Below are 26,353 nucleotides of genomic sequence, written 5' to 3' on the forward strand. Positions count from 1 at the left end.
ATGGAAAAGGCCGGCGGCGATGGCTGTACCATCCCCGCCGGCCTTTTTCTTTTGTTTGGTTTAGAGGCCGGTGATCGTGAAGTTCATGGTGGCATCACCTGCCTGCAGCCGGAACACGTTATCCCCTGCGGCAAAGCCCACACGGACCGTCACCGCGTAGATGCCCGGCCAGTCGCTGTCGTAGTTCGCCACTCTGCCCGTCGCACCACCACCGGATACGACCGAAATGGTGGGGCTCGCATTGCTGAGCGAGTTGCCGGCCGCGTCCAGGACCCGGAAGTACACGGTCGTGGTGCGGTTGCGGTTTGCGCTGCCGGCGCTGTACATCATGTTCATGCTCGCAGGCGCGGCCGTGGAGGACGCGAACCAGTAGGGCACCCGCGACGTCTTGCCCGTATTCGCGGACGTGATCGTGATGGCGCCCTGATAAGCCCCGGCGGTCATCCCGGAGCCGTTCCACGACACCACTACGTCCGTGGAAGAACCTGCCTCGATGTCGACCGTCGGCGTGGCAATCGAAGTCTGGAACTGGTCGGCGCCGCCCTCCGCGCCAAGAGTATACGTGTCTTTGCTGCCGCTGATATTGGTCAGCGTGAGGGTGCGGGCCATTTGTGCCTCTGTGCCGCCCGTGCCCAACGGAAGCGTCGCGGGATAAGCCGTGACCGTCGTATTCACTGCGGCGCTGGCATCCACCAAACCGCCGCCCGCCTGCTGCACTGTGGCCGTGCCGCCGGTCATCCCTGAGGCGGTGGAGCCGTTGTTGATGATCATCGAACGGTACTGGTCGACCGTCAGCCCGGGGTGCAGGCTCTTGATCAGTGCCGCTGTCCCGGCCACAAACGGCGTGGAGAAGCTCGTTCCATCCACCAGGATGTAGCCGCTGGAATCATACATGTCCCCGTAGTAGTCCAGCGTCTGTGTGCCGGTGTAGAAGTTGCTGCCCACGGCGACGATTTCTGGCTTGATGCCGCCATCCACGCTGGGCCCGGTCGCACTGAAATCGGTCAGGCGGTTTGGCGTCACCGGAACGCTGCCGATGTCGAAGTGCATCGTGGTGGAAAGATCGGGCTGCGCCGCCAGTCCCTGTTTGATGACGACGCCATCTCCATAGCTCACTGCCTGCGACGGCAGGGTGGCCGCACCGACACTCATGTAGATCGGATCCGGAGCCGTATCGCGCATGTAGACCAGCGCGCCCACCGCTCCCGCATTCTTCGCGTTGTTGATCTTGTCCTCGAAATAGCAGTCGCCACGCTGGATTAGCGCGATCTTGCCGCTGAGGCTGCCGGATTGGAAGGCTGAGCAGCCCAGGCCATTGCCGTCCAGGGTGGAAACATCCACCAGGTTGCCAGTGACTGGTGTCGACCCCGCCGGTGTATAGCCGTTGTACGCCACATAGGATCCCACGCTGGATACTTCCACGCTTGGGGCGAAGGTGCGGTCGTTGGTGGTGGCGCCGACTGAAATTGCGGAAGGAGCCGTCGCGGGCGACCCGATTGTGTTCAGGCCCGGTCCATTGTTGCCCGCGGCGATGACTACGATGACGCCCGCCTGCGTGGCGCGTTCCACCGCTGCTACATCCAGGTCGTCCTCCAGGCGCGGCGCGAAGTCATCACCCACGCTGAGGCTGATCACATCCATACCGTCGGCCACTGCGTCGTCGAATGCCTTGATTATCGCGTCGTCAGAGGCGTAATCGTTATAGCCCGGCGTTCCGAAAATCTTGTAGACGCCCAGGAACGCCTTCGGCGCGACGCCCTGGATCGTGGCCAGCGGACCTTGCGAACGAACGCCGGCCGCGATAGTGGCCAGCGCCGTACCGTGGCCTACGTGGTCGCGCGGCGTGTAGTCGACATCGCGGTACTGCAGCAGATTCACATAGCTGCGCGCGACGATGACCTTATTGTTCGTATAGGTCAGGTCGAAAACCGTATTCGCACGCGGGAACGAGTCAGGCACCGTCAGCGAGCTGTCCTGGAAAGCCGGGTGGCTCAGCTCGATGCCCGTATCAATAATGCCGATCTTCATGCCTGCGCCGGCTGCGCTCTCGCCGAATTGATTCCACACATCGCTCACCTTGTGCAGCAGCACCGCGCGGTCCAGCACGCGGTGCAGCATGCGCACCGGGACGACGCGCTTCACGCCGGGCAATTGGGCAAGCTGCGCGGCCGTGGCTGCGTCCGCCTGGACGAACATCGCATTGGCCACTGTGTTGACGGAATCCAGCACGATGCCCGAACGCCGTTCGATATTGCCCCGCATCGCCGTCTGCTCTCCGCGTAGGCGCGTCCGGTGGGCTTCTGCCTCAGTGCCACGAAGATCGGATCGCCGGCCCCTGGTCCGGGTCATGTGATCCGTCACAGGCTCAGTGGTGAGTTCTACGATATAGCGCCCCGGGAGTACTTCAGCGAATAGCCCTGGGGCCAATGCCATCCAGAAGGCCAGAAGAATCGAATTCCGTTTCATGGTTTTGTGGGTCTTCGTTTTGAACTATTTGAGTAGATCGGCCAAATGCATCCATGCCTTCAGCGGTTGCGCGCCAGGCCCTATTGGGTTGAACCCGGCAGTCCGCTTCGCGTTGCCGGCTGCAGCTTGTGACGCAGGCGGCACACGGCGCGTCTCAATTTTGAAGTAAAGATATGTCCGCGCCCCCCAGCCTCTCCGCTCGCCCTCACGCCAACCGACTCAATGTATTGATGCAGGGGGAGTTGACTGAGTTACAGGACCTTCCGGATCACCTCGCCGCCGGACGGTTCCGGTTTGACGTCCTTAACAATCTTGATTCAGGATTTACCTGCGAAAGACAGGCGCCTGGCATTCGATTCGCTATGCTCTAGGAAGAGACGGTCCCCGGCACCGCTGTATCTTTATGATGGACCTGCGGAAAAACAAGCGGCAGGCGCTGCTTTCGTGGCTCTTTGTGGGCCTGTTGGCGGCTCTTCTTGGCGTGCTGGGTTGGCTTCAATTCGATTGGATTTCCCAGGTCAGCTATGCTGAACGGGCCAGACTGAAAGAGAGCCTCGGAACCGGCCTGCGCCGCGTCAGCCAGGATTTCAACTCCGAACTTCAATCCGCATGTTCAGCCCTCCTGGCCAACGAACCTACTGAGCCCGGCCAGGGCGAAGAGGCCTATGCCGCGCGCTATGTCCATTGGCGGGAGTCCTCCCGCCATCCCCGTCTCTTCCACCGTCTGATGATCGCCACTCCCGCCGGCGCGACTTTGAAGTTGCGGGAGATGGACATGGAGGACGGCAGCTTTCGAGCAGCCGAGTGGCCAGCCGAATGGTCGTCCTTACGACTCCGGCTGGAGTCCCAGCTAAACCGCGCTGAATTCGGTGGCCGGCGGCCTTTCTGGGCAGGCAGTGCCGCGGAATCGGCTGTCGTCGAGCTGCCCCGTGTCCGGTTCCCCGAGAGCGGCGGACCCGGTGGGCCGCGTCCCGCACGGGAGCTGGGCCGGTCCGGAGAGCCGCGGGCAGACCGCGTCCCTCCGCCGCCCGGTGACCTGCGCAGGGACTTCCGCGAGTTGCGCCGCGACGATTTCTTCCGCCTCAATCTCGAATGGCTTCTGATCGAAATCGATCTCGACACCGTGCAGAAAGAGGTTCTGCCCGAGTTGTTGAGCCGGCACCTGTTCGGCAGCGCCGCGCCGGAGTATCAGGTCGAGGTCACTCTCCGCGATCACCCCGAGCAACTCATCTTCAGCTCCACCGGAGACAAGAGCTCGAAGATCGGCGCCAGGGCCGACGCCACCATGAATCTGATGGATGTTCAGTTTGAGCAGGTGATGCGGCGCGCGGCCATGAATCGGGCCAGGGAAACGGGTCGCGTCTGGGCTGGCGGGCGTAACGGCGGCGGTCCGGGTGGCCCTCGCGAGGCTCCACCGGAGTGGGGCCGCTGGGTGATGTCGGCCCGGCACAGGTCCGGTTCACTGGAAGCTGTCGTGAATCAGGTGAGATGGCGCAACCTTGGAGTGACTTCCGGGGTTCTTCTATTGATGGTTGCCGCCATCACGATGCTGGTGCGCTACACCCAGCGCGCCCAACGGTTGGCTCATATGCAAATGGAATTCATCACCGGCGTCTCGCACGAACTCAAAACACCGCTCACCGTAATCCGTACCGCGGGTCACAACCTGGGCGGGGGACTGGTTCGTGATGAGAAGCAGGTGCAGCGCTATGGGAACCTGATTCGAGAGGAAGCCGAGAAGCTCACCGCCATGGTCGAGCAGGTGTTGCGGTTCGCCAACGCCAAAGCCGGCCGCGCCATCGGCGATCGCGAAGCCGTTGATGTGCGCAGCCTGCTGGAGGCCGCGATCTCTTCTGCATCCCCTGTCCTCGACAAGTCCGGTTGCGTGCTCGAGCAGAAGATCGATTCGGATCTGCCGCCCGTGCTGGGCGACCCCATAGCCTTGAAACATGCCATTCAGAATCTGCTGACCAATGCCGCCAAGTACGGCGCCGACGGGCGCTGGATCGGCTTGACCGCCGTCCTGGCCAACGGCAAGAACGGTTCCACCGTCGAAATCCGGGTCGCTGACCGCGGCGCCGGCGTGGCGCCGGAAGAGATCGACCAGATCTTCGATCCGTTCTATCGTGGTAAGAAAGCCATCGACGATCAGATTCATGGAACCGGACTAGGGTTGAGCCTGGTCAAAAAAATCGCGGAAGCGCATGAAGGGAATGTTTCGGTAAGGAGCGGACCGGGAGCCGGCGCGGAATTCGTGCTCGCCCTCCCCACCGTGCCTGCCGGCCAACGGAATGAGTTCGCGAATACTGCTTATTGAAGACGAGCCCGGCCTGGTGCTCACGCTCTCTGATCTGCTGGCTGCCGAGGGCCACGAGGTGGATACGGCAACCGATGGAATTACCGGCCTCGCCAAGGCCCGCGAAGGTCAGTGCGACCTCGTACTTCTGGACATTATGCTGCCTGGGAAGAACGGGCTCGAGGTGTGCCGCGAATTGAGGCAGCACGGTTCCGACGTCGCCATCCTCATGCTTACCGCGAAGTCGCAGGTCATCGATCGCGTGGTGGGCCTCAAGCTCGGCGCCGATGACTACCTCACCAAACCCTTCGATCCATCCGAACTCCTGGCTCGTGTCGAAGCGTTGCTGCGCCGCGTCCACAAAGAGAGCTTTCCGGCCGTACTGCGCTTCCAGTTCGGCTCCGTTCAGGTGGACTTCGAAAAGGCTGAACTGCTCAAGGACGGCTCGCCCGTCAGCCTGGCCGGCAAGGAGCTCCAACTGCTCCGCTACCTCATCGATCATCGCGGCAAGGTGATCTCGCGTGAGGAACTGTTGAAGAATGTCTGGGAATACCAGTCAGATATCTCCACCAGGACCGTGGATGTGCACGTCGCGTGGCTGCGCCAGAAGATTGAAGAGAATCCTCAGTTCCCGCGCTTCATCCGCACCGTCCGGGGCTCCGGCTACCGCTTCGCCACTTAGCCGCTACTGCTTCTTCTTCACGCTGGGCGCGGGCTCGGGATCCGGCATCACATCGGCAGGATCCGCCCGCCGCCAGCCCTTCTTCTCGCTGCTCGAGGCCGCTGGTTGCGACGGCTTCGGATCCACCGCGGCCGGCGTCGCACTCGCGCCTTCCGCCGCGGCCCCCACATTCGGATTCGGACCCCTGGGCCCCTTGGAGTCGTCCAACACCACACGCCGCCGGGGTCGCACCGGGTCGGACTGTGTAGTGCCCCCAGCCGGCGCATCGCTCGACGCTGGCGTCTGCGACTGGCTCACCACCGTCGTGTCGGACTGTGCCGCGGGATCAATATTTGTGGGCGCGTGGTAATTGCCGCGGTACCGGATGTCCGCGCCGGGATAGTGCGAGCGGGCCGTCTCGGCCAGCGCAATCTGAACCCGGTTCTCTTCACCCGCCCGCGTGCCTGGCGGCAGTTGGAAGTAGATCGCATAGCGCTGCCGGATCCGCGCCAGTGTGGTCTCGAACGCCGACGCATCCGAGATACTCATGCTGTCTCCGCCCGATTCCCTCGCAATCTCGGAGGTGCCCGCTGACTGCGTTCGTGAACCCATCCCGCCGCCCGGGTACCGGCCGCCGCCCACGGGAATGCGCCCGCCGCCGCCCCAGATAATGTCGGGAATGGACCCCCCGCGCGGCCATGAATTGCCGCGCCGGTTGCCGCCTGGAGGATACTGGCCACCGCCTTGCGGGTACCCGCCCATCCGGCTGTTCATGGCGTCCGGAGCGATAATCGCACTCAATACCGCATCAGCCTCGGCGAGGGCGGAACCCACCTGCTGCTCACTGCGATCCTTTTCCGTCTGGTCATCCGTCATGATCACAATCGCCCGCCGCGCATCCTTGCGGGCCGACTTTCGCATGTAGTTCGCCGCATCCAGCAGTCCCCGCGTGATGTCTGTTCCGCCGTTAAACGTCTCGCTGCGCAGCAGGCTCTCGAACTCCCGCACCACGTCGTCCTTGTTGCTGCGGAACGGCAGCCGTACGCGCGACGACCGGTCGAACACCATCATCGCCACGCGGTCGTCCGGCCCCAGCACCCGTAGCGCATCGTGGGAGGCGTCGGCCATCCGCTGTACGTGCGAGCGCATGCTGCCGCTCACGTCCAGCAGCAGGATCACGTCCACCGGCATCTCTTCCCGCGCGAAATTGCGGATCTCCACCCGCCGCCCATTCTGCGTCAGGATGAAGTCCTCGCGGCGCAGTCCGGTCACCGCCCGGCCATCACGGTCGAGCACCTGGGCGTCCACACGCACCAGGGAAACATCGCTTTTGAAGGTGACATCGCCGTCGTCCGCCGGTAAGGCGGCCGCGCAGGCGAGTAATAGGACCAGAGAACTTGCCAGGCGCACTGTGGTGGCTCCAGAAAACGCAGCGGCTGCCAGGATCCCCAAATCCCGGACGGACCCACTAATTGTACGTCTTCCGGTCGGTTTTCGTTACAGTTTGTGCCCTTCTAGGCCCGCTTTGGCGCAGGCCGGGGGAAGATCCGCGCCGCATTGTCATGCAGGATCAGCCGCCCCGCCCGCAGCGCCTCGGCCTCCGTCATCACCCGCTGCTGGACCTTCTCCCCCAGCACCTGCGCGATGTTCCGCCGCGCCATCACCGCATGTGCATAGCTGAGCTCCACATAGCGGTAATCGCCCCCAAAGCCCAGGATCTTGTTCAACGGCACCGTGTCGATCAGTTCGTCCAGTGCCCGCCGCGCCCCTGTCGGCGTGATGATATGCACCCAGCACATGTCAGCCGTCACGTTGGCATACATCTTCGCCAGCGCCGCCACCTCGTCCATCCACGGCCAGCCCAGGTGGAAGAGATCGAATACCACCTTTGGATAGAGTCCAAAGAGGTTGGTCAACAGGATCGGCCGCGAGTTCTCCAGCGTGTTCCCATTGCCCGCCTGCAGCCCCGTGTGCATCTGCACCGGCAGTTTGTGGGCATCCGCCAACTGCAGCACATGGTGGAAGAGGTGATCCGATAGCCGCCGCGGCGCCTGCTTCTGCGGTTCCTTCATCAGCAGGTCGAAATCCCGCTGCGCGTCGCCCTCGGAGACCACCTCGAAACGCAGTGGACGGTTGTAAGCCAGCGTGCTCTTGATCGCCACCAGCCCGGCCACCAGGCTCTGCTCCAGCCGCTTCTCCACCGCCCGCTTCAACCCCTTCACATCCGGGATACCGACCCCCGTCACCTCCTCCATTCGCCGGATGTCCGCTGCCTTCGCCGCCGTACAGAACCAGTCCATCTTCCGTGCCAGGACAAAGAACTCGCCATCCGGAGCCACCGGGTCGCCGTGCCAGTAATCGTCCAGCACCGCGTAATCGAGCTTCATCCGGCCCTTGAGAATTCGCCGGTACAATCCCGGTTTGTTCGCCTCCGCAATCGCCGCATTGATTCGCGGCAGGGTTGCCCCGGAAATCTCTCCGATTCCGTAGATGTCCCGGATGGCAATGCTCAGCGCCTGGCCGTAACCGGTGAACTTCGAAACCTGCCACCAGGGTTCGAACTCGGCCCACGTCTTCGGCCCGGCGGCAGGCATGCCTGCGCTCACCATGTCGTTGTTCAGGTAATGGGAAGCCAGCAGGAACAGGTCCGGCTTCAGCTCCAGCCGCTCCTGTTCGGGCAGCAGGTGCTCGTGCGAGTCCACCAGCGGCATCTCATCGATAGCCCGGCTGAGGTCATTGCGCGGGCTTGGCTGGGCGGCTCTGGCGGCGGGCCATCCGGCGGCCAGGCCGGCTGTGAAAAAGGTACGGCGCTGCATACGATCGGCCCGTAGTATAGCCGGATTCAAATTGCAGCATAATGGAGTTGAAACTCTGTAATCGTTTCAAGGATGGTTTTGTCATGCCACGCCGCCTGTCGAGCAAACTGATCGTTTCCCTCACGGTGATCGTCATCCTGATCAACGTCGTGGCCGGAGTGGTCTATCTCCGCGTTCAGAATCAGCACACGCTCGAAACGATGATCCTCGGCGCCGACCAGCTCTCCAAGAGCATCACCAGCGCCACCTGGCACGCCATGAAGGACGATCACCGCTCGGCCGCCTACGACATCATGAGCGTCATCGCCGCCAAACAGGGCGTCGATCGCATCCGCATGTTCAACCGCGAAGGCCGCCTGATGTTCTCCACCAAGAAAGGCGACAACGCGCAGTTGATGACCGTGAACGAGCAGCCCTGCGTCGCCTGCCACGGTTCCATGCCCGTCAAGGTGGAGGTGGCGCCAGCCTCCCGCGTGCGCATCTACAGCGGTACCGATGGCCGGGATTCGCTCAACATGGTGACGCCCATCTATAACGAGACCTCGTGCAGCCAGGCCGACTGCCACGCCCATCCGGCTCGCACCCGCGTCCTCGGCGTTCTGGACGTCGCCCTGAATCTCGATCCTGTCCGCCAGGAAGAGGCGGCCATGACCCAGCACACCGTCGTCACCACCGGCATCACCATCCTCCTCACCGCTGTCTTCATCTTCTTCTTCGTCCGCTTCTTCGTCGGCCTGCCCATCCGCGAGCTCATCGAAGGTACGCGGGCCGTCAGCGAAATGGAACTCGGCACCCCCATCCGCATCAGCCACGGCAGCGAGGAGATGGACGCGCTGGTGACCTCGTTCAACACCATGCGCGACCGCCTGCAGGGCGCCATGGATGAGATCAACACCTTCACCCAAAGCCTGGAGAAGAAGGTGGAAGACCGCACTCAACAGTTGAAAGCCGCCCAGCAGAAGCTGCTCCACAACGATCGCCTGGCTTCCCTAGGCCAACTCGCCGCCAGCGTCGCCCACGAGATCAACAATCCTGTCTCCGGCGTCCTCAACCTGGCCATGCTCATGCAGCGCCTTCTCAAGGACGACGGCGTGCCACCCAACCGCCTGGCCGACTTCCGCAAATACCTCGGCCAAGTGGCCACTGAAACTGCGCGCGTGGGTCGCATCGTCTCCGACCTGCTCGCCTTCTCCCGCCGCTCCAAGCCGCAGCGCACCCCGGCCGATCTCAACCGCATCATTCGCTCCACCCTCACCCTGGCGTCCCATAAGCTGAAGCTCTGCGATACCGAGGTCGAGGTCGACCTGCCGGCCGATCTGCCCACCGTCTCCTGCGACCCTTCGCAAATGCAGCAGGTGGTGCTGAACCTCGTCCTCAACGCCGCTGAAGCCACCCAGGGCAAGGGCGGCGGCAAGGTCCTGGTCCGTACCTGTGTCGCTGACGACCGGAAGAGCGTGGAGATGATCGTCAGGGACAACGGCGAAGGCATCTCGCCGGAGAACCTCAGTAAGATTTTTGATCCCTTTTTCACCTCGAAACCAGAAGGCAAAGGCGTGGGCCTGGGCTTGGCTGTCATCTACGGCATCGTCCAGGCGCACGACGGCGAAATCGACGTGAAAAGCACCTTGGGCGAAGGCGCCACGTTCACCGTGACCATTCCCATGGAATCCGCTCTGAAGCCGCCTGCCACCCCGGCGGAGCCTGCCGTGTGAGCGGCCTGTGTCTGGCCTCGCTCGGCGAGGTCGAGGAACCCGTGATGAGGACGATCACCGAATGCGTCGAAGAACGGATTGGCATGCCTGTCGTGCGCCGCATCCAGCTGCCCGTGCCGCTGGATGGCTACGACCGTGCCAGGGGCCAGATGAGCTCTGTCACGATGCTCAAGCTGTTGTTGGAACAGGCGCCACCCGGCGTGTCCCGCATCCTGGGCGTCACCGAGAGCGATCTCTTCATCCCCATGTTGACCTTCGTCTTTGGACAGGCGCAGTTGAGGGGACGCGCCGCGGTGGTCTCCACTGCCAGGCTGCGGCAGGAGTTCTATGGCATGGCGCCCGATGGCACGGCGCTGCTCGGCCGTGCGCGCAAGGAAGCCATGCACGAACTCGGGCATACGTTTGGACTCATCCACTGTCCCGACATGCGTTGTGCGATGAGCCTGTCCATCAACCTGCCGCAGGTGGACTCGAAATTGGAATGGTATTGCGAAGGCTGCTGGCCCGTTCTGCAGGAACGGCTGGAAGAAGTGAGGTACGACTGACATGAAAGCCGTTTGGAAGATCCTGGTGGTCGATGACGAAGAGGTGATGTGCGAGTCGCTCGCCGCGTGGCTACGCGAAGACGGCTATGACGTGGATACTGCCTCCTCCGGCCGCCGCGCCGTCGAATCCGCCCGCGCCGCCGACTATGCCATCTACTTCATCGACCTGAAGATGCCCGGCGGCATGGACGGCATCGAAACCATGATGGAGATCCGTAAGCTTCACCCGGAAGCGCCCGTCATCATCATCACCGCCTACGCCACCGTCGACACCGCCATCACCGCCATGAAAGAGGGCGCGCAGGAGTACATCGTCAAGCCCTGCAACCCGGAAGAGATTTCACTGGTGGTGGCCCGCATCATCAAGGTGAAGAACCTCCAGTTGGAGAACACCATCCTGCGCAAGCGCCTCACCGGCCAGTACGACTTCCACGACATCATCACCAAGAACCCGCGCATGCTCGCCATCCTGCAACTGGTGCAGGACGTGGCCGGCCTCCGCAGTACCGTGCTGGTGCGCGGCGAGAGCGGTACCGGTAAGGAACTCATCGCCCGCGCCGTCCACTACTCCGGCGATCGCGCCGATAAGCCGTTTGTCCCGGTCAGTTGCGCCGCCCTGGCCGAAACGCTGCTTGAATCCGAGCTCTTCGGCTACGAAAAAGGCGCCTTCACCGGAGCCGCCACCCGCACCCGCGGCAAGTTCGAACTGGCCGACGGCGGCACCATCTTCCTCGACGAGATCGGCGACATCTCCCCCAAGCTGCAGGCCGACCTGCTGCGCGTATTGCAGGAACGCCGCTTCTACCGCCTGGGCGGCTCCGAAGAGGTCAAGGTCGACGTTCGCGTCATCGCTGCCACCAACAAGGACCTCGTCGAAGAAGTCAGCCAGGGTCGCTTCCGCGATGATCTCTACTACCGCCTCAACGTCATCGAGATCCGCATCCCGCCCATCCGCGAGCGTCGTGAGGATCTGCCCCTGCTGGCCCGCCACCTCGTCCAACGCCTCTCACCCGAGCTGAACAAGGACATCCAGGACATCTCCGAAGGAGCCATGAAGGTCCTGCTCGAATACGAGTGGCCCGGCAACGTCCGCGAACTCGAGAACGCCATCGAGCGCGCCATCGTCACCTGCCGCGGCCAGGTGCTCTCCGAAGACGACTTCGGCTTCCTCACCCGCACCATGCAGGAGCGCAAGGCCTGGAGCGTCCCCGCTAACATGACCCTGCAGGACCTCGAACGCCAGGCCGTCCAGGCCGCCCTGCAGCGCACCGGAGGCAACGTCAAGGAAGCGGCCTCGTCCCTGGGCATCGACCGCTCCACCATGTACGAGAAGATCAAAAAATACGACATCCAGCGCTAATCGGGCCCCCACCTCAAACCGAGCCGCCAAACGAGAGGAAGCCGCTACGAACCCCGACCGTCAGGGAGGGGTCCCCTCCGCGCTGCGAACCGCGACTGGCAAGGAGCGGGCCACGGACACCCACGCGTCTTCACCAGAGTCGCGCATAGCCCCACCGGCCGCCAAAGTGGATGAAACCGCCCACCCAGCCCCGGTCCCGGAACGTAAGTGACGGGCTACCCCCGTACCCTCTATGAAGCAGGGCATCCCCCCAACTATTTCGGAACCAAACCTCTCTGTCCTACTCTGAAAGCGCCTCCACCCGGATCCCCACATACTTCTCCCACCCCCGCAGTTTCTCCATCATCCGCCGCACCCGCTCCGGTTCCGATCCGGCCATGTTCCGCTTCTCGCCCGGATCCGCCTCCAGGTTCGACAGCCACACCTTCACCCCTGTCTCCTCCCCCGGAAACGCCGGCGGATTCACAATTAGCTTCCAGTCGCCCTCCCGCACCGCCCGTTCCTTGTTGAAGCTCCAGAACATATCGGCATGCGTCTGTTTCGCCCCGCGCAGCACTGGCAAAAGATCCTGCCCATCCACATCCGCCGGAATGCGGCCCGCCTGCCCGGCCATCGTCAGGAACGTCGGCAGCAGATCCATCGACATCAGCGGCCGCTCCCACACCTGGCCCGGCTTCACGAACCCCGGAGCCCGCAGCATCGCCGGCACATGCATCCCTCCGTCGAACAGCCCCAGCTTGTACCCGCGATACGACCCGTTGCTGCCGCCCGTGTAAGGCTGCGCCGTGCTCGAGGCCCGCACCTCGCGCGTCGCTCCGTTATCCGCCTGGAAGAACACCACCGTGTCCTCCTCCAGCCCCTGCCGCCGCAACTGATCCAATAGCAGCCCCACTGCGTCATCCACAGCCGCCACCATCGCCAGATGCGTGCGCCGGTCCCGCTCCATCGATGCCGGAAACCGGTCCAGGTACTTCTTCGGCGCCATCATCGAATAGTGCGGAGCCCCGAAAGCCAGGTACATCAGGAACGGCTGCTGCTTCTGTTGTTGCGCGAGATGCGCCGAAGCCTCGCGCGCCAGCAGTTCCGTCATATACGCCGGCTCCTCAAACACTTCCTCCGTGTTGCGCCACAAATCGTGGAAGATCTTCCCCGGAGCCGACCCCAACTGGTAATACCGGTGCGAGTACGCGTCCAGCCACCCCGAGTACCACCCGAAGAACTGGTCGAACCCTTGCGCCATCGGTCGGCTCTGCGGAGCGCTCCCCACATGCCATTTCCCGAATGCAGCCGTCCCGTAGCCCGCCTGCTTCAGCAGGGCAGGGAAGGTGACCTCGCCTTGCCGCAATCCCGGCACATCGAATGTGGGCTGCGATGCCAGCGCACCCTGCACACCTGTCCTGTCCGGATATTTCCCTGTCAGAATCGCCGCCCTCGACGCCGAGCACACCGGCGCATTCGAATACCACTGCGTGAACCGCACGCCAGAGGCCGCCAGTCGGTCCAGGTTCGGCGTCAGCGCTTCCTTGTGCCCGAAACAGCCCACATCGCCGATCCCGTGATCGTCCGTCACAATCACCAGGAAGTTGGGCCGCCGCGCCTGTCCGTTCGCCAGGGCGCTGGCCGAGGCGCCCCCCAACAGGCGAAGCGCGTTCCGGCGCGTGAAATGAGAAATGGTGTGGTTCATGACGGAAGCTCAGAATCAGCACACCAGAAGCGGCCCCGCGATGCAAATCGCTCAGTGCCGCGCCCATCAGGCGGCCTCAACTTGATAAACTGCCCCTTCAACCCATCCCTGGAGTACCTTATGTCCGACACCGTCAAATACATCCTCGACGAAACCCGCATCCCGAAGAATTGGTACAACCTGGTCGCTGACCTGCCCACGCCGCCGCCGCCGGTCCTCCACCCCGGCACCATGCAGCCGGTGGGCCCGGCCGACCTCGAACCGCTCTTCCCCATGAGCCTCATCCTCCAGGAGGTTTCCACCGAACGCGACATCGAGATCCCTGAGCCCGTGCGCGACATCTATCGCCAGTGGCGCCCCAGTCCGCTCTACCGTGCCCGCCGTCTGGAGAAGGCCCTCGATACTCCGGCGAAGATCTATTACAAGTACGAGGGCGTCAGCCCCGCCGGCTCCCACAAACCCAATACCGCCATCGCCCAGGCCTTCTACAACAAGGAAGCCGGCGTCAAGCGCATCTCCACCGAAACCGGAGCAGGGCAGTGGGGCTCCTCCCTCGCTCTCTCCGGCGCGTTCTTCGGCCTCGAGATTGAGGTGTTCATGGTCCGCGTCTCCTATAATCAGAAGCCCTACCGCCGGGCCCTGATGGAGAGCTACGGAGCCCGCTGCGTCGCGTCCCCTTCCAATGAGACCGCCTCCGGCCGCGCCATCCTCGCCAAGCGGCCCGATCACCCCGGCAGCCTCGGCATCGCCATCAGCGAAGCAGTCGAAGTGGCCGCCCAGCGCGACGACACCAAGTACGCTCTCGGCAGCGTCCTCAATCACGTCCTGCTGCACCAGACCGTCATCGGCCAGGAAGCCATGCTCCAGATGGAGATGGCCAACGACGCGCCCGATGTGGTCATCGCCTGCACCGGCGGCGGCTCCAACTTCGCCGGCATCAGCTTCCCCTACATCGGCCAGAACCTGCGCGAGGGAAAGAAGACCCGCATCCTCGCCGTCGAACCGGCCGCCTGCCCCTCCATCACCAAGGGCCGCTACGCTTACGATTTCGGCGATACCGCGCACCTCACCCCGCTGACTAAGATGCATACCTTAGGCAGCTCCTTCACGCCGCCTGGCTTCCACGCCGGCGGTCTCCGCTATCACGGCATGGCGCCCCTCGTCAGCCACTGCGCCGAACTCGGACTCATCGAAGCCCGGTCCTACCACCAACTCGCCTGCTTCGAAGCCGGAGTCCTCTTCGGACGCAGCGAAGGCATCCTGCCTGCTCCCGAAGCCAACCACGCCGTGCGCGGAGCCATCGACGAAGCCCTCCGCTGCAAAGCCGAAGGCAAGGCGGAAACCATCCTCTTCAACCTCAGCGGCCACGGCCATTTCGATATGCAGTCCTATACCGATTACTTCGCCGGCAAGTTGACAGACCTCCAGTACGAAGACAGCGAGTTGGCTATGGCCTTGGCTGGCCTACCCTCCGTACCCGAATAAATACGGGCCTTTGGCGACAAAAGTATTACAATCGCGGGCCTCTTTTATGGGTCCGGCGAGAGGTGCGGGTGCTAGCATCAAAGTGGAAACAGACCTTTAAATCTGTTTCCACGAAGCACCGCAATGACCACTCATCCGAAGGGCCGTCAGGCCCGTGTTCTTTTGACTTCCGTATTCGGACCCTATGCGCAGGACGACCAGTACGGCAGCCGCTCCATCAATCCAATGGAGCTCTACCACAACCAGGTGACCCGCGCCCAGGGTCCCTACTCGCTGCGCATCTTCCATCGCTCGTGGGGCATCATGTTCCTCCAGGCCAACATCGAGAATCCGTCCACGGTTCTCGACTTCCCGTTGCGTGAGGATTTCGAGAGGGAACTCACCGAAAACCAGTACGACGTCGTCGGCATCAGTTCCATCATCGTCAACGTGGGCAAGGTCCGCGAAATGTGCAAGATCGTGCGTCGCCTGTCGCCGCACTCCACCATCGTCGTCGGCGGCCATGTGACGGCCATCCCCGGCCTCGACCTCATGATCGATGCCGACCACATCGTGAAGGGCGAAGGCGTCGGCTGGCTGCGTTCCTTCCTCGATCAGGACCCCACCCAACCCGTCATTCATCCGCAGATCGCGTCGGGCTTCGGCCATCGCGTCATGGGCCTCAAACTGCCCGGCAGCATCGGTTCCACCGCCGCCACCATCATCCCGTCGGTCGGCTGCCCCATGGGCTGCAACTTCTGCACCACCTCAGCCTTCTTCGGCGGCAAGGGCAAATTCATCAACTTCTTCGAAACCGGCCAGCAGATCTACGACGCCATGGCCCAGGCTGAAGAAAAGCACGGTTTCCATGCCTTTTTCGTGATGGACGAGAATTTCCTCCTGCATCGCAAACGCGCCATGGAACTGCTCGACTGCATGCGCAAGGCCGGCAAAAGCTGGGAGCTTTACGTCTTCTCTTCCGCCAACGCCATCCAGAAATACACCATGGAGGAGCTCATCGAACTCGGCGTCTCCTGGATCTGGATGGGCCTGGAATCGCCCCTTTCCGGCTACTCCAAGCTCAACGGCTCCGACACCATGTCGCTCACCCACCAACTGCGTGCGCACGGCATCCGCGTTCTCGGCTCGTCCATCGTGGGCATGGAACACCACACCCCCCAGAACATCAATAGCGAGATCGATTACGCCTGCGCCCACGAGACCGATTTCCATCAGTTCATGCTCTACACGCCGCTGCCGGGCACGCCCCTGCATGCCCAGATGACCGAAGAAGGCCGCATGATCGATGTGGACCTCGCCGACGTGCACGGCCAGTGGAAGTTCAACTGGCGCCATCCCCACATCTCCCTCGACGAATCCAAACGCTTCCTCGACCACGCCTTCGGCCGCGACTTCGAGTTGAATGGACCCTCGCTCTATCGCATCTGCCGCACCACCCTCGAAGGCATCCGCAAATACCGCCTCCATCCCGACCTGCGCGTGCGGCAGCGCTTCGAACGCGAAGCCGCCGCCCTCCGCACTTCTTATTCCGCTTTGCTCTGGGCCATGGAACGTCACCTGAAAGTGACCAATGCAACCGTGGCGGCCCACATCCACGCGCTCCGCAAGGACATCCGCAAGGAATGCGGTACCTTCTCCAGCGCCGCCGGAACCCTCCTGGGCCCCATCATGCTCTGGCTCACCCGCCGCGAAGAAAAACGTCTCGACAGCGGCGTCACCTACGAACCCGAGACCTTCATCGAGCGCCGCAACTGGGCCAGCGTCTAACCAATCGAGCCGCGCCTCAAACGGAGCCGCGCCTCAAACGGAGCCGCGATCGTAAGAGAGCGGATACCCCAACGTACTGCCGCAATCAGTGGCCCGACCTGCTCAGGCCCCAGCCTGCCCCAGCAACCCGTTCATCCGCTTCTTATACTCAACAAACGCCGCCCGCCCGGCGCCCGTCAACCGCAGCACCGTCAACGGAATCTTCCCCCGGAAGCTCTTCTCCACCTCGACATACCCGGCCTCCTCCAGCTTCCCCAGGTGGCTCGACAGATTCCCCTTGGTCAACTCACTCTCCTTCTGCAGCCAAAGGAAATCCGACTCCTTCACACTCGCCAGCAAGGCGACAATCAGCAGCCGCGCCGGTTCATGAATGACGCGGTCCAGGTCGTTCATCTACGCCCCCTCCGCCGGCACGCCATTCTCCCGCACAAACCGCGACAAGCGAATCGCCCCCGAAATCGCCGCCACCACGCCCAGCACCACAAACAACCAGTTCAAAGAGCTCCAGCCCGTCCGCAGCGCCCCAAACGCAATCCCCAACGCCAGCGCCACTCCAGCCAACACCAGAAAGTGCGGAGCCCTCTGCTTCAAACTCGCCACCACGAACGACAGACTCAGGATCACCCCCACCACCGGAGTAATCATGTGCTCCACCGCCTCCGACCTGCTGCGCACAACCACCGCCGCCAACGTCAATGCCACCACAATCGCCAGCACTGCCGTCCCAATCCGTTCCCGCCGGGTCGGCTCCCGCAACGCCACATAGCCCGCCCTCGGGAACGTCACCCGCTGCTTCAACCGCCCCACCACCCAGTTCCCCGCAAAGCCGCTCAAGGCCAGCATCACCGGCACCACCAGCCAGTACACCTGGTAAAGCCTGCCCTTCGGCAACTCCTGCCCAATCAGCCACAACCCGCCCCATAGGATCCACAGGACCCCCATGATCATCTCCTGCAGCCCATCCACGTTCCACGACCGCATCGGCCGGTCTTCAATCTCTTTCAAGTTCGGAAACTGCGTCATGCTCTCAACTCCGTGAAGTGCAAACCAGTCTGTGTCGCAAACCAGTATGCGCAAAAAGAGGGAGGCCGTCAAGCCCCCCTCTCTTCCAATCTACCGGGCTGTCTCCGAAACTACCTTCCCGTCGATCAACACACCCACGCAGTGCGTCGTGTACTCAAACGGATCCCCGTCATACAACGCCACATCCGCGTCTTTCCCTGCTTCCAGCGAACCCACGCGCTTCTCCACGCCCAACAGACGCGCCGCCTCGATCGTCACACTCCCCAGGGCCTTGTCGAACGCCAGTCCGTTCGCCGCCGCCAGGGCCGCTTCCCACAAAACAACGCGCGTCTTCGGAACATAGCCCTCAAACCCGCTCTGCAGCGCAAACGGCACACCCGCCGCCGCCAGCTTCGACGCCGTCTCCATGCTCAGGTTCTCCGCATCGCCGCCCGACCGCTGCATCGTCGGGTGCAGGATCACCGGATACCCCGACGCCTTGATCTGCGCCAGCACCTCCGGAGCGTCCGCCACGCCATCCAGCACAACCTTCAGGTTGAACTCCTTGGCCAGCCGTAGCGCCGTCAGGATGTCGTTGTCCTTGTGAACCGTAATCAGCAGCGGCATCTCGCGGTTGATCAGCTTCACAAACGCCTCCAGCCGCAGGTCCCGCGCCGTGTCCTTCTTGTCCTTATCCGAGGCCTTCTTCACCGCTTCCTGAGCCTTGATCAGCTCCGCCCGCAGCATCGCAACCATCTTCGACCGCGTGCCCGGTGACTTACCCTGGCCCGCCCGCGCGTCATTGCCCAGCGTCGCCGCAATCATGGCCGCCGGCACCATCGCCTGGTCCGCCGTCTCCGCGTTCGTCTTGATGATCATCGTCTGGCCGGAAATCAGAATCCCCTGGCCATGGCCCGTATGAATCGTCGTGACCCCAAACCCGCGCACCCACTCAATCAGCCGTTCCTTCGGGTCGAACGCGTCAATCGCCCGCAGCTCCGGCTGCATCGGGGCACTGTTTTCAATCTGGTCCTGGTCCTGCGGCTGATTCAGATACCCGCTCAAGCCCAGCACCGCATGCGCATCAATCAGCCCCGGAGTCACCACCTTGGCTTTGATGACCCTATACCCTGCCGGAGCCGCACCCGTCGTCACCCGCTCAATCTTCCCATCCCGCACCAGCACCACCGCGTTCTTCAGCGGAGCCCCGGCCATCGTGTACACCGTCTCGCCCTGGATCGCGATCTGCGCACTCGCCATCGGTGCCAGGGCCGCCAGCAATACTAGAATCCGTTTCAACGCTCCACCTCGCATTCGTCCACGTAAATCTCATCGTTCCTGCTGGCTCCGTAGCCGCCCACGGCCAGCAGGTGATCCTTGGGATCCGAGCGGTCGAATACCTTCACGCCCTCCACCCAGGTCTCCAGCACATGCGAGTACACGCTCAGCGGATCACCGCTCATCAATAGGAAATCTGCATCCTTGCCTGCTTCCAAGGTACCCACTCTGGCGTCCAGGTCAAGGATCCGCGCATTGGCCATCGTCATCCCGTATAGCGCCTTCTCGCGCGACATCCCGGCCCGCACCGACAGCGCCGCTTCCCGCAGGAATAGCCGCGAATCCGTCACGCCGTCGTCCGTATGGAAGCCCACCATCACGCCGGCCTTTTCCAGAATCGCGCCGCTGGCGATGTTCATGTCCTTCGCTTCCAGCTTGCCGCCCGGCGAATCCACCACGATCAGCGACACCGGCACCTTGGCCTTCGCAATCTCGTCCGCCACCATCCAGCCGTCGCTCACATGATGCAGCACCACCCGGAACTTGAACTCGTTCGCCAGCCGCAGCACCGTCAGGATGTCGTCATGCCGGTGCGTATGGAACTGCACCACCCGCTTGCCGTCCAGCACCTCCACCAGCGTCTCCAGCTTCAGATCCCGAGCCGGCAGCTTCGACGCATCCGTACCCGCCGCCGCGATCTTGGCCTTGTACTCCTGCGCCTTGATGAACTGCTCCCGCACCAGCGCCGCCGACTTGGCCCGAGTCCCTGGAAATGGAGCCGCCCGCCTCGGGTTCGTTCCGTTCGCCATCTTCAACCCGCCCGCAATCCGCCCGTCCGGCAGCTTGATCAGCAGGTCATCAATCGTGTTGCCCGCCCGCAGTTTCAAATACAGCGTCTGCCCGCTCGACAGATGGCCCGACCCCGGCATCACATTCACCGTCGTCACGCCGCCCGACCGTGCCTTCTGCATCGTCGTCGCCCGCACGTTCACGGCATCCAAAACCCGCACCTCGGGCTGGATCGGAGCACTGCCATCGCCCCCTTCCACTGACCCGATATGACTGTGCGAATCCACAATCCCGGGCATGATCACCTTGCCCGTCGCGTCCACGCGCTGCGCGCCCGCCGGGATCGTCACGGAGCCTGTCGCGCCCACCGCGACTATCTTTCCGTTCTGCACCACCAGCACGCCATTCGAAATCTCATTGCCGGCAATCGGGATAATGTGCGCGCCGGTAAACGCCACTGGCGTGGTCTGGGCCGACAGGCCGCAAGCCACCAGTAGTCCCAAAGGGATAGCGAGTCTCATAAGCTCCAAAGGAATGAGATTAAGGTAACATGCGTCACCTCCTGTAAGTGCTGCTACCTTATGGAATATGCGCCGTCTTCTCTCGCTTTGTGCGCTCCTCGCCTGTACCCTCGCCGCCCAGGATGTGAAGGTCACCACCCACACCCTCGACAACGGCATGAAAATCCTTGTCCACGAGGACCACGACGTCCCTAACGTAGCCCTCTACTTCTTCTACAAAATCGGCTCCCGCAACGAACGCCCCGGCACCACCGGCATCAGCCACTTCTTTGAACACATGATGTTCAACGGCGCCAAAAAGTTCGGCCCCAAAGAGTTCGACAACATGATGGAGAAGAACGGCGGCAGCAACAACGCCTATACCTCCCGTGACGTCACCGTCTACACCGACTGGTTCCCCAAATCCGCCCTCGAACTCATGTTCGACATGGAGTCCGACCGCATCCGCGACCTCTCCTTCGATCCCAAAATCATCCAGAGCGAACGCGGCGTCGTCTACTCCGAACGCCGTACCTCCGTCGACAACAACCCCTTCGGCGTCCTCTACGAGCAGCTCTTTGCCTCCGCCATCATCGCCCACCCCTACCACTGGCCCGTCGTCGGCTGGGCATCCGATATCGAGGCCTGGACCATGGATGACCTCAAGGCCCACTTCAAGATGGGCTACGCACCCAACAACTGCGTCATGGTGGCCTCCGGCGACGTCACCCCCCAGGAGATCATCGCCCTCGCCAAGAAGTACATCGAACCCATCCCCCGCCAGGCGCCGCCGCCCGAGGTCCGCACCAAAGAGCCCGATCAGCTCGGCGAACGCCGCATCTCCGTCCGCCGCCCCGCCCAGCTCCCCATGCTCATGATGGCCTATCACGTACCCAATACCCGTGACGCCGATCAGCCCGCCCTCGACCTCATCGAAGCCCTCCTCACCACCGGCCGCAGCTCCCGCCTCTATCGCCGCCTCGTCGAGAAGGACCAACTCGTCCTCAATGTCGGCGGTGGCACCCAGGAATCGCTCGATCCCAGCCTGTTCCTCTTCACCCTCCAGGTGCGCAGCGGCAAAACCACTGCCGAAGTCGAAAAGGCCCTCTACGAGGAACTCGACCTGCTCGCCGCGAAAGGCGTCACCCCCGAGGAGCTCGACAAAGCCCGCAACCAGATCCTGGCCCAGTTCTACCGCGGCCTCAAGACCATCGCCGGCAAAGCCAACCTCCTCGGCCGCTACGAGGTCTTCAATGGAAGCTGGGATAAGGTGAACTCCGTCGCCGCAGAGATCGACGCCGTCAATCCCGCCGACATCCAGCGCGTCGCCGCCAAATACTTCCAGGAAAAGAACCGCACCGTCGCCACCCTCATCCCCGACAACACCCCCGCCCAGGAGAGCTCCAAGTGAACCGCCGCCTCATCGTCTCCCTCCTCCTCGCCGCCGCCTGCCTCCAGGGCCAGGCCAAACTGCCGCCCTACACCAAGCAGGCGCTGCCCAACGGAGCCACTCTCATCCTCCTCCGCAAGCCGGATGTGCCCCTCGTCTCCGTCCGCGCCATCTTCCGCGGCGGCGTCGAAGCTGAATCCGCCAACCTCACCGGCATCGCCGCCCTCACCGCCGAACTCGTTCGCCGCGGCACCCCCACCCGCACCGCAGATCAGGTCTCCCTCGATCTCGACTCCATCGGAGCCAACCTCAACGGCGGCAGCGACCGCCAGGCCTCCTACCTCTCCACCGAGTACATGGCCCGCACCCAGGACCGCGCCCTCGAAATCTTCTCCGACGTCCTCCTTCACCCTTCCTTCCCTGAGTCAGAAGTAAAGAAGGTGGTCGCCCAGGCCGCTGACCGCCTGCGCTCCATCAAAGACAACCCTGGCGCCGCCATCGGTCGCTACTATGAGGCCTTCTATTACCCCACCTCGCACCCTTACCACCGCTCCGGCAGCGTCACCGAGGACTCCCTCACCCATCTCAACCGCGACGAAATCATCGCCTTCCATAAGAAGAACTACACCGGTAAGAACCTCATCCTCATTGCCGCCGGCGACTTCGATCCCGCCAAACTCGGCCCCGTGCTCGCCAAATTGGCCGGGGAACTCCCCACTGGCGCCGAATTTCAGCCCACCAAGGTCGCCACGCCCAAGTTCGACTCCGCCCGCCTCCTCCTGGTCGACAAACCCGACGCCACCCAGACCTACTTCGAAATCGGCATGCCCGGCATTGATCGCACCAACCGCGACCGCGTCCCGCTCATGGTTCTCAACACCCTGTTCGGCGGCCGCTTCACCTCCCTGCTGAACGATGCCCTCCGCGTGAACTCAGGCCTCACCTATGGGGCCCGCTCCGTCCTGGAACAGGACCGCCATACCGGCTCCATCATCATCAGTACCTATACCCGCACCGACACCACGGAAAAGGCGATCGACATGGCGCTCGATGTCCTCAAAAAACTGTCGGAGCAGGGCATCGACGCGGCCCAACTCGCCTCCGCCAAGGCCTACATCAAGGGCGGCTTCCCCACCCAGCGCCTGGAAACGGCAGACCAGCTCGCCAATGTCCTAGGTGAGATGGAAATCTACGGCCTCAACAAGGGGGAAATCGACGACTACTTCTCCCGCATCGACGCCATCTCCCTCGATGAGGCGAACGTCATCGGCAGGAAGTATTACCGCGACCTCAACCTCCAGTTCTGCCTCCTGGGCAACGCGTCCAAGATTCAGGACTCAGTCAAGAAGTACGCGCCAAAAATGAAGGTCCTCCCCATCAAGGAGCCCGGCTTCGAGCCCCCCGCTTTCTAAACCGATCCGCAAACCAAACGGAGCCGTGACCGTAAGGGAGCGGATATCTATTACTAAACCCCCACCCCGGGGCCCCAAAAGCCCCGGGCCACCCCACCCCGTACCAGTACCTAATACACCCATTTAGGTACCCAAGTGCCTTGTCTCCACCCTGTTCTCCGCCGTAACTTAGAGACAGCATGACATTACAGTGCCCAAAGTGCACCAGCCGTGCCATCCGCCCCTCCAATTACAAAACCGGCTGGGAGCGCTTGCTGGCCCTGGTCTACCGCCACCCCTTCCGGTGCAAGCACTGCGGCCATCGCTTCTTCGAGTTCGCCACCAAGGGCCAACGCAAGACCATGTTCGAAAGCAATATCCTCGCCAAAGCCGAACAGGCATTTGCCGGGCTTCACTCCGAATTTTAACCTAGCAGTCTGTGGCGGAAGTCCCGCTAGCCGCGCGGCAAGGGCTTGCGAGCCCAGGGCGCGAAGAGCCGGCCGAACTAGTGCCGGCCACTCGGAGGCAGGTTCGACACTGCCATGGGCCGCAACCCCTTGTCGCCCTTTGGGTTCGCTCCGCCGCCGGACTTCCTCCCAGAAAAAGGCGACTCTCTTCTGAGCGGCTTCGAAATCGCACTTCAGCTGCCATTCTGGTACCGGCGGCGGTGCGAACGCGGCTGCGCGACTTCCGCCACAGGCTGCTAAGTCCACCGTCCCCACTACAGAGTTCCCCGCCAAACGCCGATCAACCGTAAGTAAGGGCGTGTTTCCACGCTCAAGGGAGAATCGGCCGGCCCGGCACGATCCCCGGTTGGTGGAGGACTGTCATGAATCGGAAGTTACATCGGCAATTCGGCTTCGCGCTCGCAATGTTCGCCGGCGTCCTGGCGCCCCACGCCCTGCTGGGGGCTTCCACCCCCACGATCAGCGGCTATGCCCCGGCCGCCACCGTCTCTGTCATCGACCTCCAATCGATCACTGTCTACGGCTCCGGCTTCCAGCGCGGCCTCACCGTCAAACTCACCGATCCCGCCGGCCGCGCCTCCGTCCTCGCTGCCAGCCGCATCAGCCAGGTCGCCGCCAACAGCTTCCAGTTCCTGTCCCGCTTCCCAGCCGCCGGAGACTACCTCGTCCAGGTCACTAACCCGGACGGCGCCGCCTCCAATACCCAGAAACTCGCTGTCACCGACAAACCGGAACCCATCATCACCAGCACCGCCCCTGCCACCCTGGTCGCCGGCGCCAAGCAACAAACGGTCACCGTCACCGGCTCCGGCTTCCGCACCGGGCTCTCCGCCTATGTCTCCCTGCCAGGCGGCGGCAATGACTTCGCACAGGATCTGCGCATCACCAACCTCACAGCCAACCAGTTCGACATGCACCTCGTGCTCGACCGCGTAGGCCGCTACACCCTCTGGGTCACTGACCCTGACGGTGCCCAGTCCCAGATCTTCTCCTTCGCCGTCACCCGCACCCAGGGTGCTCTCCAGTTGTCCGGCATGACCCCCGCCGCGCCGGTCGTCTCCGCCGATATCCAGATCCTGGCCGTGTCCGGCTCCGGCTTCCAGCCCGGACTCGCCGCGACGCTGACCAATCCCTCCGCCGGCACCACCGTCCTCTCCGGAGCCAGCTATATCCGGAATGTCACTCCTACCGGCTTCAATCTCATCACCACCTTCGGCGAACCCGGAACCCATACTCTGCGCCTCACCAACCCCGACGGCGGCCAGTCCGGCCTGCTCACCTTCGAGGTCGGCGATGCCGGAACCATCCCTCAGATCTCGTCCGTCCTGCCCGCGCCCGTCGTGGCCTCGCCCCAGAGCGTCACCCTCACCGTCCTCGGCAGCGGCTTCGAGGGCGGCCTCAGCCTCTCCATCCTGCGCCCGGACGGCGGCTTCTCGCTGCTCGCAGGCGGCCAGTTCTTTGATCTGTCCAGCTCCGCCTTCAGCGTGGTCTATAGCTTCGCCACCCCAGGCAATTACACCCTTCAGCTCACGGCGCTCTCCGGGGCCAAGTCGAAGACCTTCGTCCTGAACGTGCCCACCGTCTCCAACGCCCCGGTCATCCTCGCCTACTCTCCGCTCGTTCTTCAGCAATCCGGACAGTTGCAGACAGTCACCGTACACGGCTTGAACTTCCAGCCGGGCCTGAAAGCGGTCTGGCTCTCGCCACACGGCTTTACCACGCCTGCGCTCGATATCGACCCCGCCACCGTCACGGCCGCCGGCTTCGATGTCTCCGGCAGCTTCGATGACAACGGGACTTATCTCCTGCAGGTCATCAACCCGAATGGCGCCAAGTCCGACTACTTCCCCATCCGCGTCGGTACGCCCGGTCCGTCGACGCCCGTGATCTCCGCCCATTCGCCGAATCCCATCGCCGCCAGCGGCGCCGTCCGCTCCCTGCTCGTGCAGGGCGGCGATTTCATCTCCGGTCTCACGGCGACCCTCACCGCGCCCGACACAACCGCCGTCCAGTACGCGCCCGACCAGATCCAGGGCGTGTCCTTCTCGTCATTCGTGATCTCTGCCGCCTTCGCCCAGACCGGGAACTACACCCTGCGGATCGCCAATCCCGATGGATCCTTATCCAATCTGTACACGATCACGGTCGACCCCGCACCCGGCTCGCCCGTCATCTCCTCCATCGCCCCGACCCCCGTGCGCGCCGCGGTCGCAGGCCAAACACTTTCCATCAATGGCGGCGGTTTCCTGCCAGGCCTGAAGGTCCATGTGACGGCCCACGACCCGGCCGGCCCGGCCACCACCTTTGACATCGATCCCGCCCAGATCCAGTTCGTCAGCTCCACCGGTTTCGTCATCACGGCCAGCTTTGCCAAGCCCTGGACCTACGACCTCCAGGTGGACAATCCCGATGGCACCCAGTCCAACATCTTCTCGTTTGCCGTGCTCGGCGGCGTCAGCCAGCCGGCTATCTCTGGCTACTTTACGATTCCGTCCTTCTATCTCACCGGCCAGAACTTCCTCGATGGCCTCAGCGTGACTGTTTGGCCTGGTATCGGCGACCCCTACCAGTTGACCGGCCTCACGCCCACCTGCCTGCTCGACTCAAACAACATCAACCGCTGCACCGTACCCCTGCCCATCAGCCTGGTCTATACCGGCACTTGGCGCTTCCGGGTCTTCAATCCCGACGGCGGACAGAGTTCGACGTTCGAGATCGCCTATTAATACGGCGATCTGCCACCT

Annotated in this window: 19 protein-coding genes; 11 read left to right on the forward strand and 8 right to left on the reverse strand. The window is 63.1% G+C overall.

Going from position 1 to position 26,353, the window contains the following annotated elements:
• Positions 1–60: 60 nt before the first annotated feature.
• Positions 61–2,262 carry a S8 family serine peptidase gene (locus ACR9Y2_RS21610; RefSeq protein ID WP_435043735.1) on the reverse strand — a complete coding sequence of 734 codons (2,202 nt, stop codon included), beginning with the start codon at positions 2,260–2,262 and terminating at the stop codon, positions 61–63.
• Positions 2,263–2,869: 607 nt separating this feature from the next.
• On the opposite strand from ACR9Y2_RS21610, the gene ACR9Y2_RS21615 reads away from it, so the two are divergent.
• Positions 2,870–4,783: a sensor histidine kinase gene (locus ACR9Y2_RS21615; protein WP_435043736.1), complete on the forward strand. Its 1,914-nt coding sequence runs from the start codon at positions 2,870–2,872 to the stop codon at positions 4,781–4,783.
• Positions 4,758–5,444: a response regulator transcription factor gene (locus ACR9Y2_RS21620; protein WP_435043737.1), complete on the forward strand. Its 687-nt coding sequence runs from the start codon at positions 4,758–4,760 to the stop codon at positions 5,442–5,444. The genes ACR9Y2_RS21615 and ACR9Y2_RS21620 overlap by 26 nt, the downstream gene beginning before the upstream one ends.
• A gap of 3 nt (positions 5,445–5,447) precedes the next feature.
• On the opposite strand, the gene ACR9Y2_RS21625 is transcribed toward ACR9Y2_RS21620, so the two are convergent.
• Both ACR9Y2_RS21625 and ACR9Y2_RS21630 read right to left on the reverse strand, forming a co-directional pair.
• A complete protein-coding gene (locus ACR9Y2_RS21625; protein WP_435043738.1) occupies positions 5,448–6,833 on the reverse strand; it encodes a VWA domain-containing protein in 1,386 nt (461 codons plus the stop codon).
• A 104-nt stretch (positions 6,834–6,937) separates the two neighbouring features.
• Positions 6,938–8,239 carry an amidohydrolase family protein gene (locus tag ACR9Y2_RS21630; protein ID WP_435043739.1) on the reverse strand — a complete coding sequence of 434 codons (1,302 nt, stop codon included), beginning with the start codon at positions 8,237–8,239 and terminating at the stop codon, positions 6,938–6,940.
• Positions 8,240–8,322: 83 nt separating this feature from the next.
• On the opposite strand from ACR9Y2_RS21630, the gene ACR9Y2_RS21635 reads away from it, so the two are divergent.
• Genes ACR9Y2_RS21635 through ACR9Y2_RS21645 form a run of 3 tightly spaced genes read left to right on the forward strand, consistent with a single transcriptional unit; the run spans position 8,323 to position 11,856 of the window.
• Positions 8,323–9,951 (forward strand): ATP-binding protein, encoded by a 1,629-nt coding sequence (locus tag ACR9Y2_RS21635; protein ID WP_435043740.1) that lies wholly within the window; start codon positions 8,323–8,325, stop codon positions 9,949–9,951.
• Entirely contained in the window at positions 9,948–10,496 is a 549-nt protein-coding gene (locus ACR9Y2_RS21640) for an archaemetzincin family Zn-dependent metalloprotease (protein ID WP_435043741.1), read from the forward strand. The genes ACR9Y2_RS21635 and ACR9Y2_RS21640 overlap by 4 nt, the downstream gene beginning before the upstream one ends.
• 1 nt (position 10,497) lies before the next feature.
• A complete protein-coding gene (locus ACR9Y2_RS21645; protein WP_435043742.1) occupies positions 10,498–11,856 on the forward strand; it encodes a sigma-54-dependent transcriptional regulator in 1,359 nt (452 codons plus the stop codon).
• Positions 11,857–12,136: 280 nt separating this feature from the next.
• Here ACR9Y2_RS21645 and ACR9Y2_RS21650 read toward each other — a convergent pair whose 3' ends face one another.
• Entirely contained in the window at positions 12,137–13,540 is a 1,404-nt protein-coding gene (locus tag ACR9Y2_RS21650; protein WP_435043743.1) for a sulfatase family protein, read from the reverse strand.
• A gap of 120 nt (positions 13,541–13,660) precedes the next feature.
• Here ACR9Y2_RS21650 and ACR9Y2_RS21655 point away from each other — a divergent pair, with 120 nt between their 5' ends.
• Together ACR9Y2_RS21655 and ACR9Y2_RS21660 are read left to right on the forward strand one after the other, a co-directional pair.
• Positions 13,661–15,025 carry a TrpB-like pyridoxal phosphate-dependent enzyme gene (locus tag ACR9Y2_RS21655; RefSeq protein WP_435043744.1) on the forward strand — a complete coding sequence of 455 codons (1,365 nt, stop codon included), beginning with the start codon at positions 13,661–13,663 and terminating at the stop codon, positions 15,023–15,025.
• Between the two features lie 123 nt (positions 15,026–15,148).
• Positions 15,149–16,792 carry a B12-binding domain-containing radical SAM protein gene (locus ACR9Y2_RS21660; RefSeq protein ID WP_435043745.1) on the forward strand — a complete coding sequence of 548 codons (1,644 nt, stop codon included), beginning with the start codon at positions 15,149–15,151 and terminating at the stop codon, positions 16,790–16,792.
• Between the two features lie 102 nt (positions 16,793–16,894).
• Here ACR9Y2_RS21660 and ACR9Y2_RS21665 read toward each other — a convergent pair whose 3' ends face one another.
• The 4 genes from ACR9Y2_RS21665 to ACR9Y2_RS21680 all read right to left on the reverse strand — a co-directional run bounded on the left by ACR9Y2_RS21665 (position 16,895) and on the right by ACR9Y2_RS21680 (position 20,382).
• Positions 16,895–17,185 (reverse strand): winged helix-turn-helix domain-containing protein, encoded by a 291-nt coding sequence (locus ACR9Y2_RS21665; RefSeq protein WP_435043746.1) that lies wholly within the window; start codon positions 17,183–17,185, stop codon positions 16,895–16,897.
• On the reverse strand, positions 17,186–17,815 hold the full coding sequence (locus ACR9Y2_RS21670; protein WP_435043747.1) for a hypothetical protein: 630 nt from the start codon (positions 17,813–17,815) through the stop codon (positions 17,186–17,188). It lies immediately after the preceding gene.
• A gap of 90 nt (positions 17,816–17,905) precedes the next feature.
• Positions 17,906–19,093, reverse strand: coding sequence for an amidohydrolase family protein (locus ACR9Y2_RS21675; RefSeq protein WP_435043748.1), 1,188 nt, complete (start codon positions 19,091–19,093; stop codon positions 17,906–17,908).
• Positions 19,090–20,382 (reverse strand): amidohydrolase family protein, encoded by a 1,293-nt coding sequence (locus ACR9Y2_RS21680; protein ID WP_435043749.1) that lies wholly within the window; start codon positions 20,380–20,382, stop codon positions 19,090–19,092. Before ACR9Y2_RS21680 ends, ACR9Y2_RS21675 begins: the two co-directional genes overlap by 4 nt.
• Positions 20,383–20,449: 67 nt before the next feature.
• Between ACR9Y2_RS21680 and ACR9Y2_RS21685 the strand changes: the two genes are divergently transcribed.
• The 4 genes from ACR9Y2_RS21685 (at position 20,450) to ACR9Y2_RS21700 (ending at position 26,335) form a co-directional block, all read left to right on the forward strand.
• A complete protein-coding gene (locus ACR9Y2_RS21685; RefSeq protein ID WP_435043750.1) occupies positions 20,450–21,772 on the forward strand; it encodes a M16 family metallopeptidase in 1,323 nt (440 codons plus the stop codon).
• Positions 21,769–23,163 carry a M16 family metallopeptidase gene (locus ACR9Y2_RS21690; RefSeq protein ID WP_435043751.1) on the forward strand — a complete coding sequence of 465 codons (1,395 nt, stop codon included), beginning with the start codon at positions 21,769–21,771 and terminating at the stop codon, positions 23,161–23,163. Before ACR9Y2_RS21685 ends, ACR9Y2_RS21690 begins: the two co-directional genes overlap by 4 nt.
• Before the next feature lie 179 nt (positions 23,164–23,342).
• On the forward strand, positions 23,343–23,570 hold the full coding sequence (locus ACR9Y2_RS21695) for a hypothetical protein (RefSeq protein WP_435043752.1): 228 nt from the start codon (positions 23,343–23,345) through the stop codon (positions 23,568–23,570).
• A 401-nt stretch (positions 23,571–23,971) separates the two neighbouring features.
• Positions 23,972–26,335: a hypothetical protein gene (locus tag ACR9Y2_RS21700; protein WP_435043753.1), complete on the forward strand. Its 2,364-nt coding sequence runs from the start codon at positions 23,972–23,974 to the stop codon at positions 26,333–26,335.
• Positions 26,336–26,353: the final 18 nt, after the last annotated feature.

Source organism: Paludibaculum fermentans (genome assembly GCF_051172195.1).
GTDB lineage: Bacteria > Acidobacteriota > Terriglobia > Bryobacterales > Bryobacteraceae > Paludibaculum > Paludibaculum fermentans_A.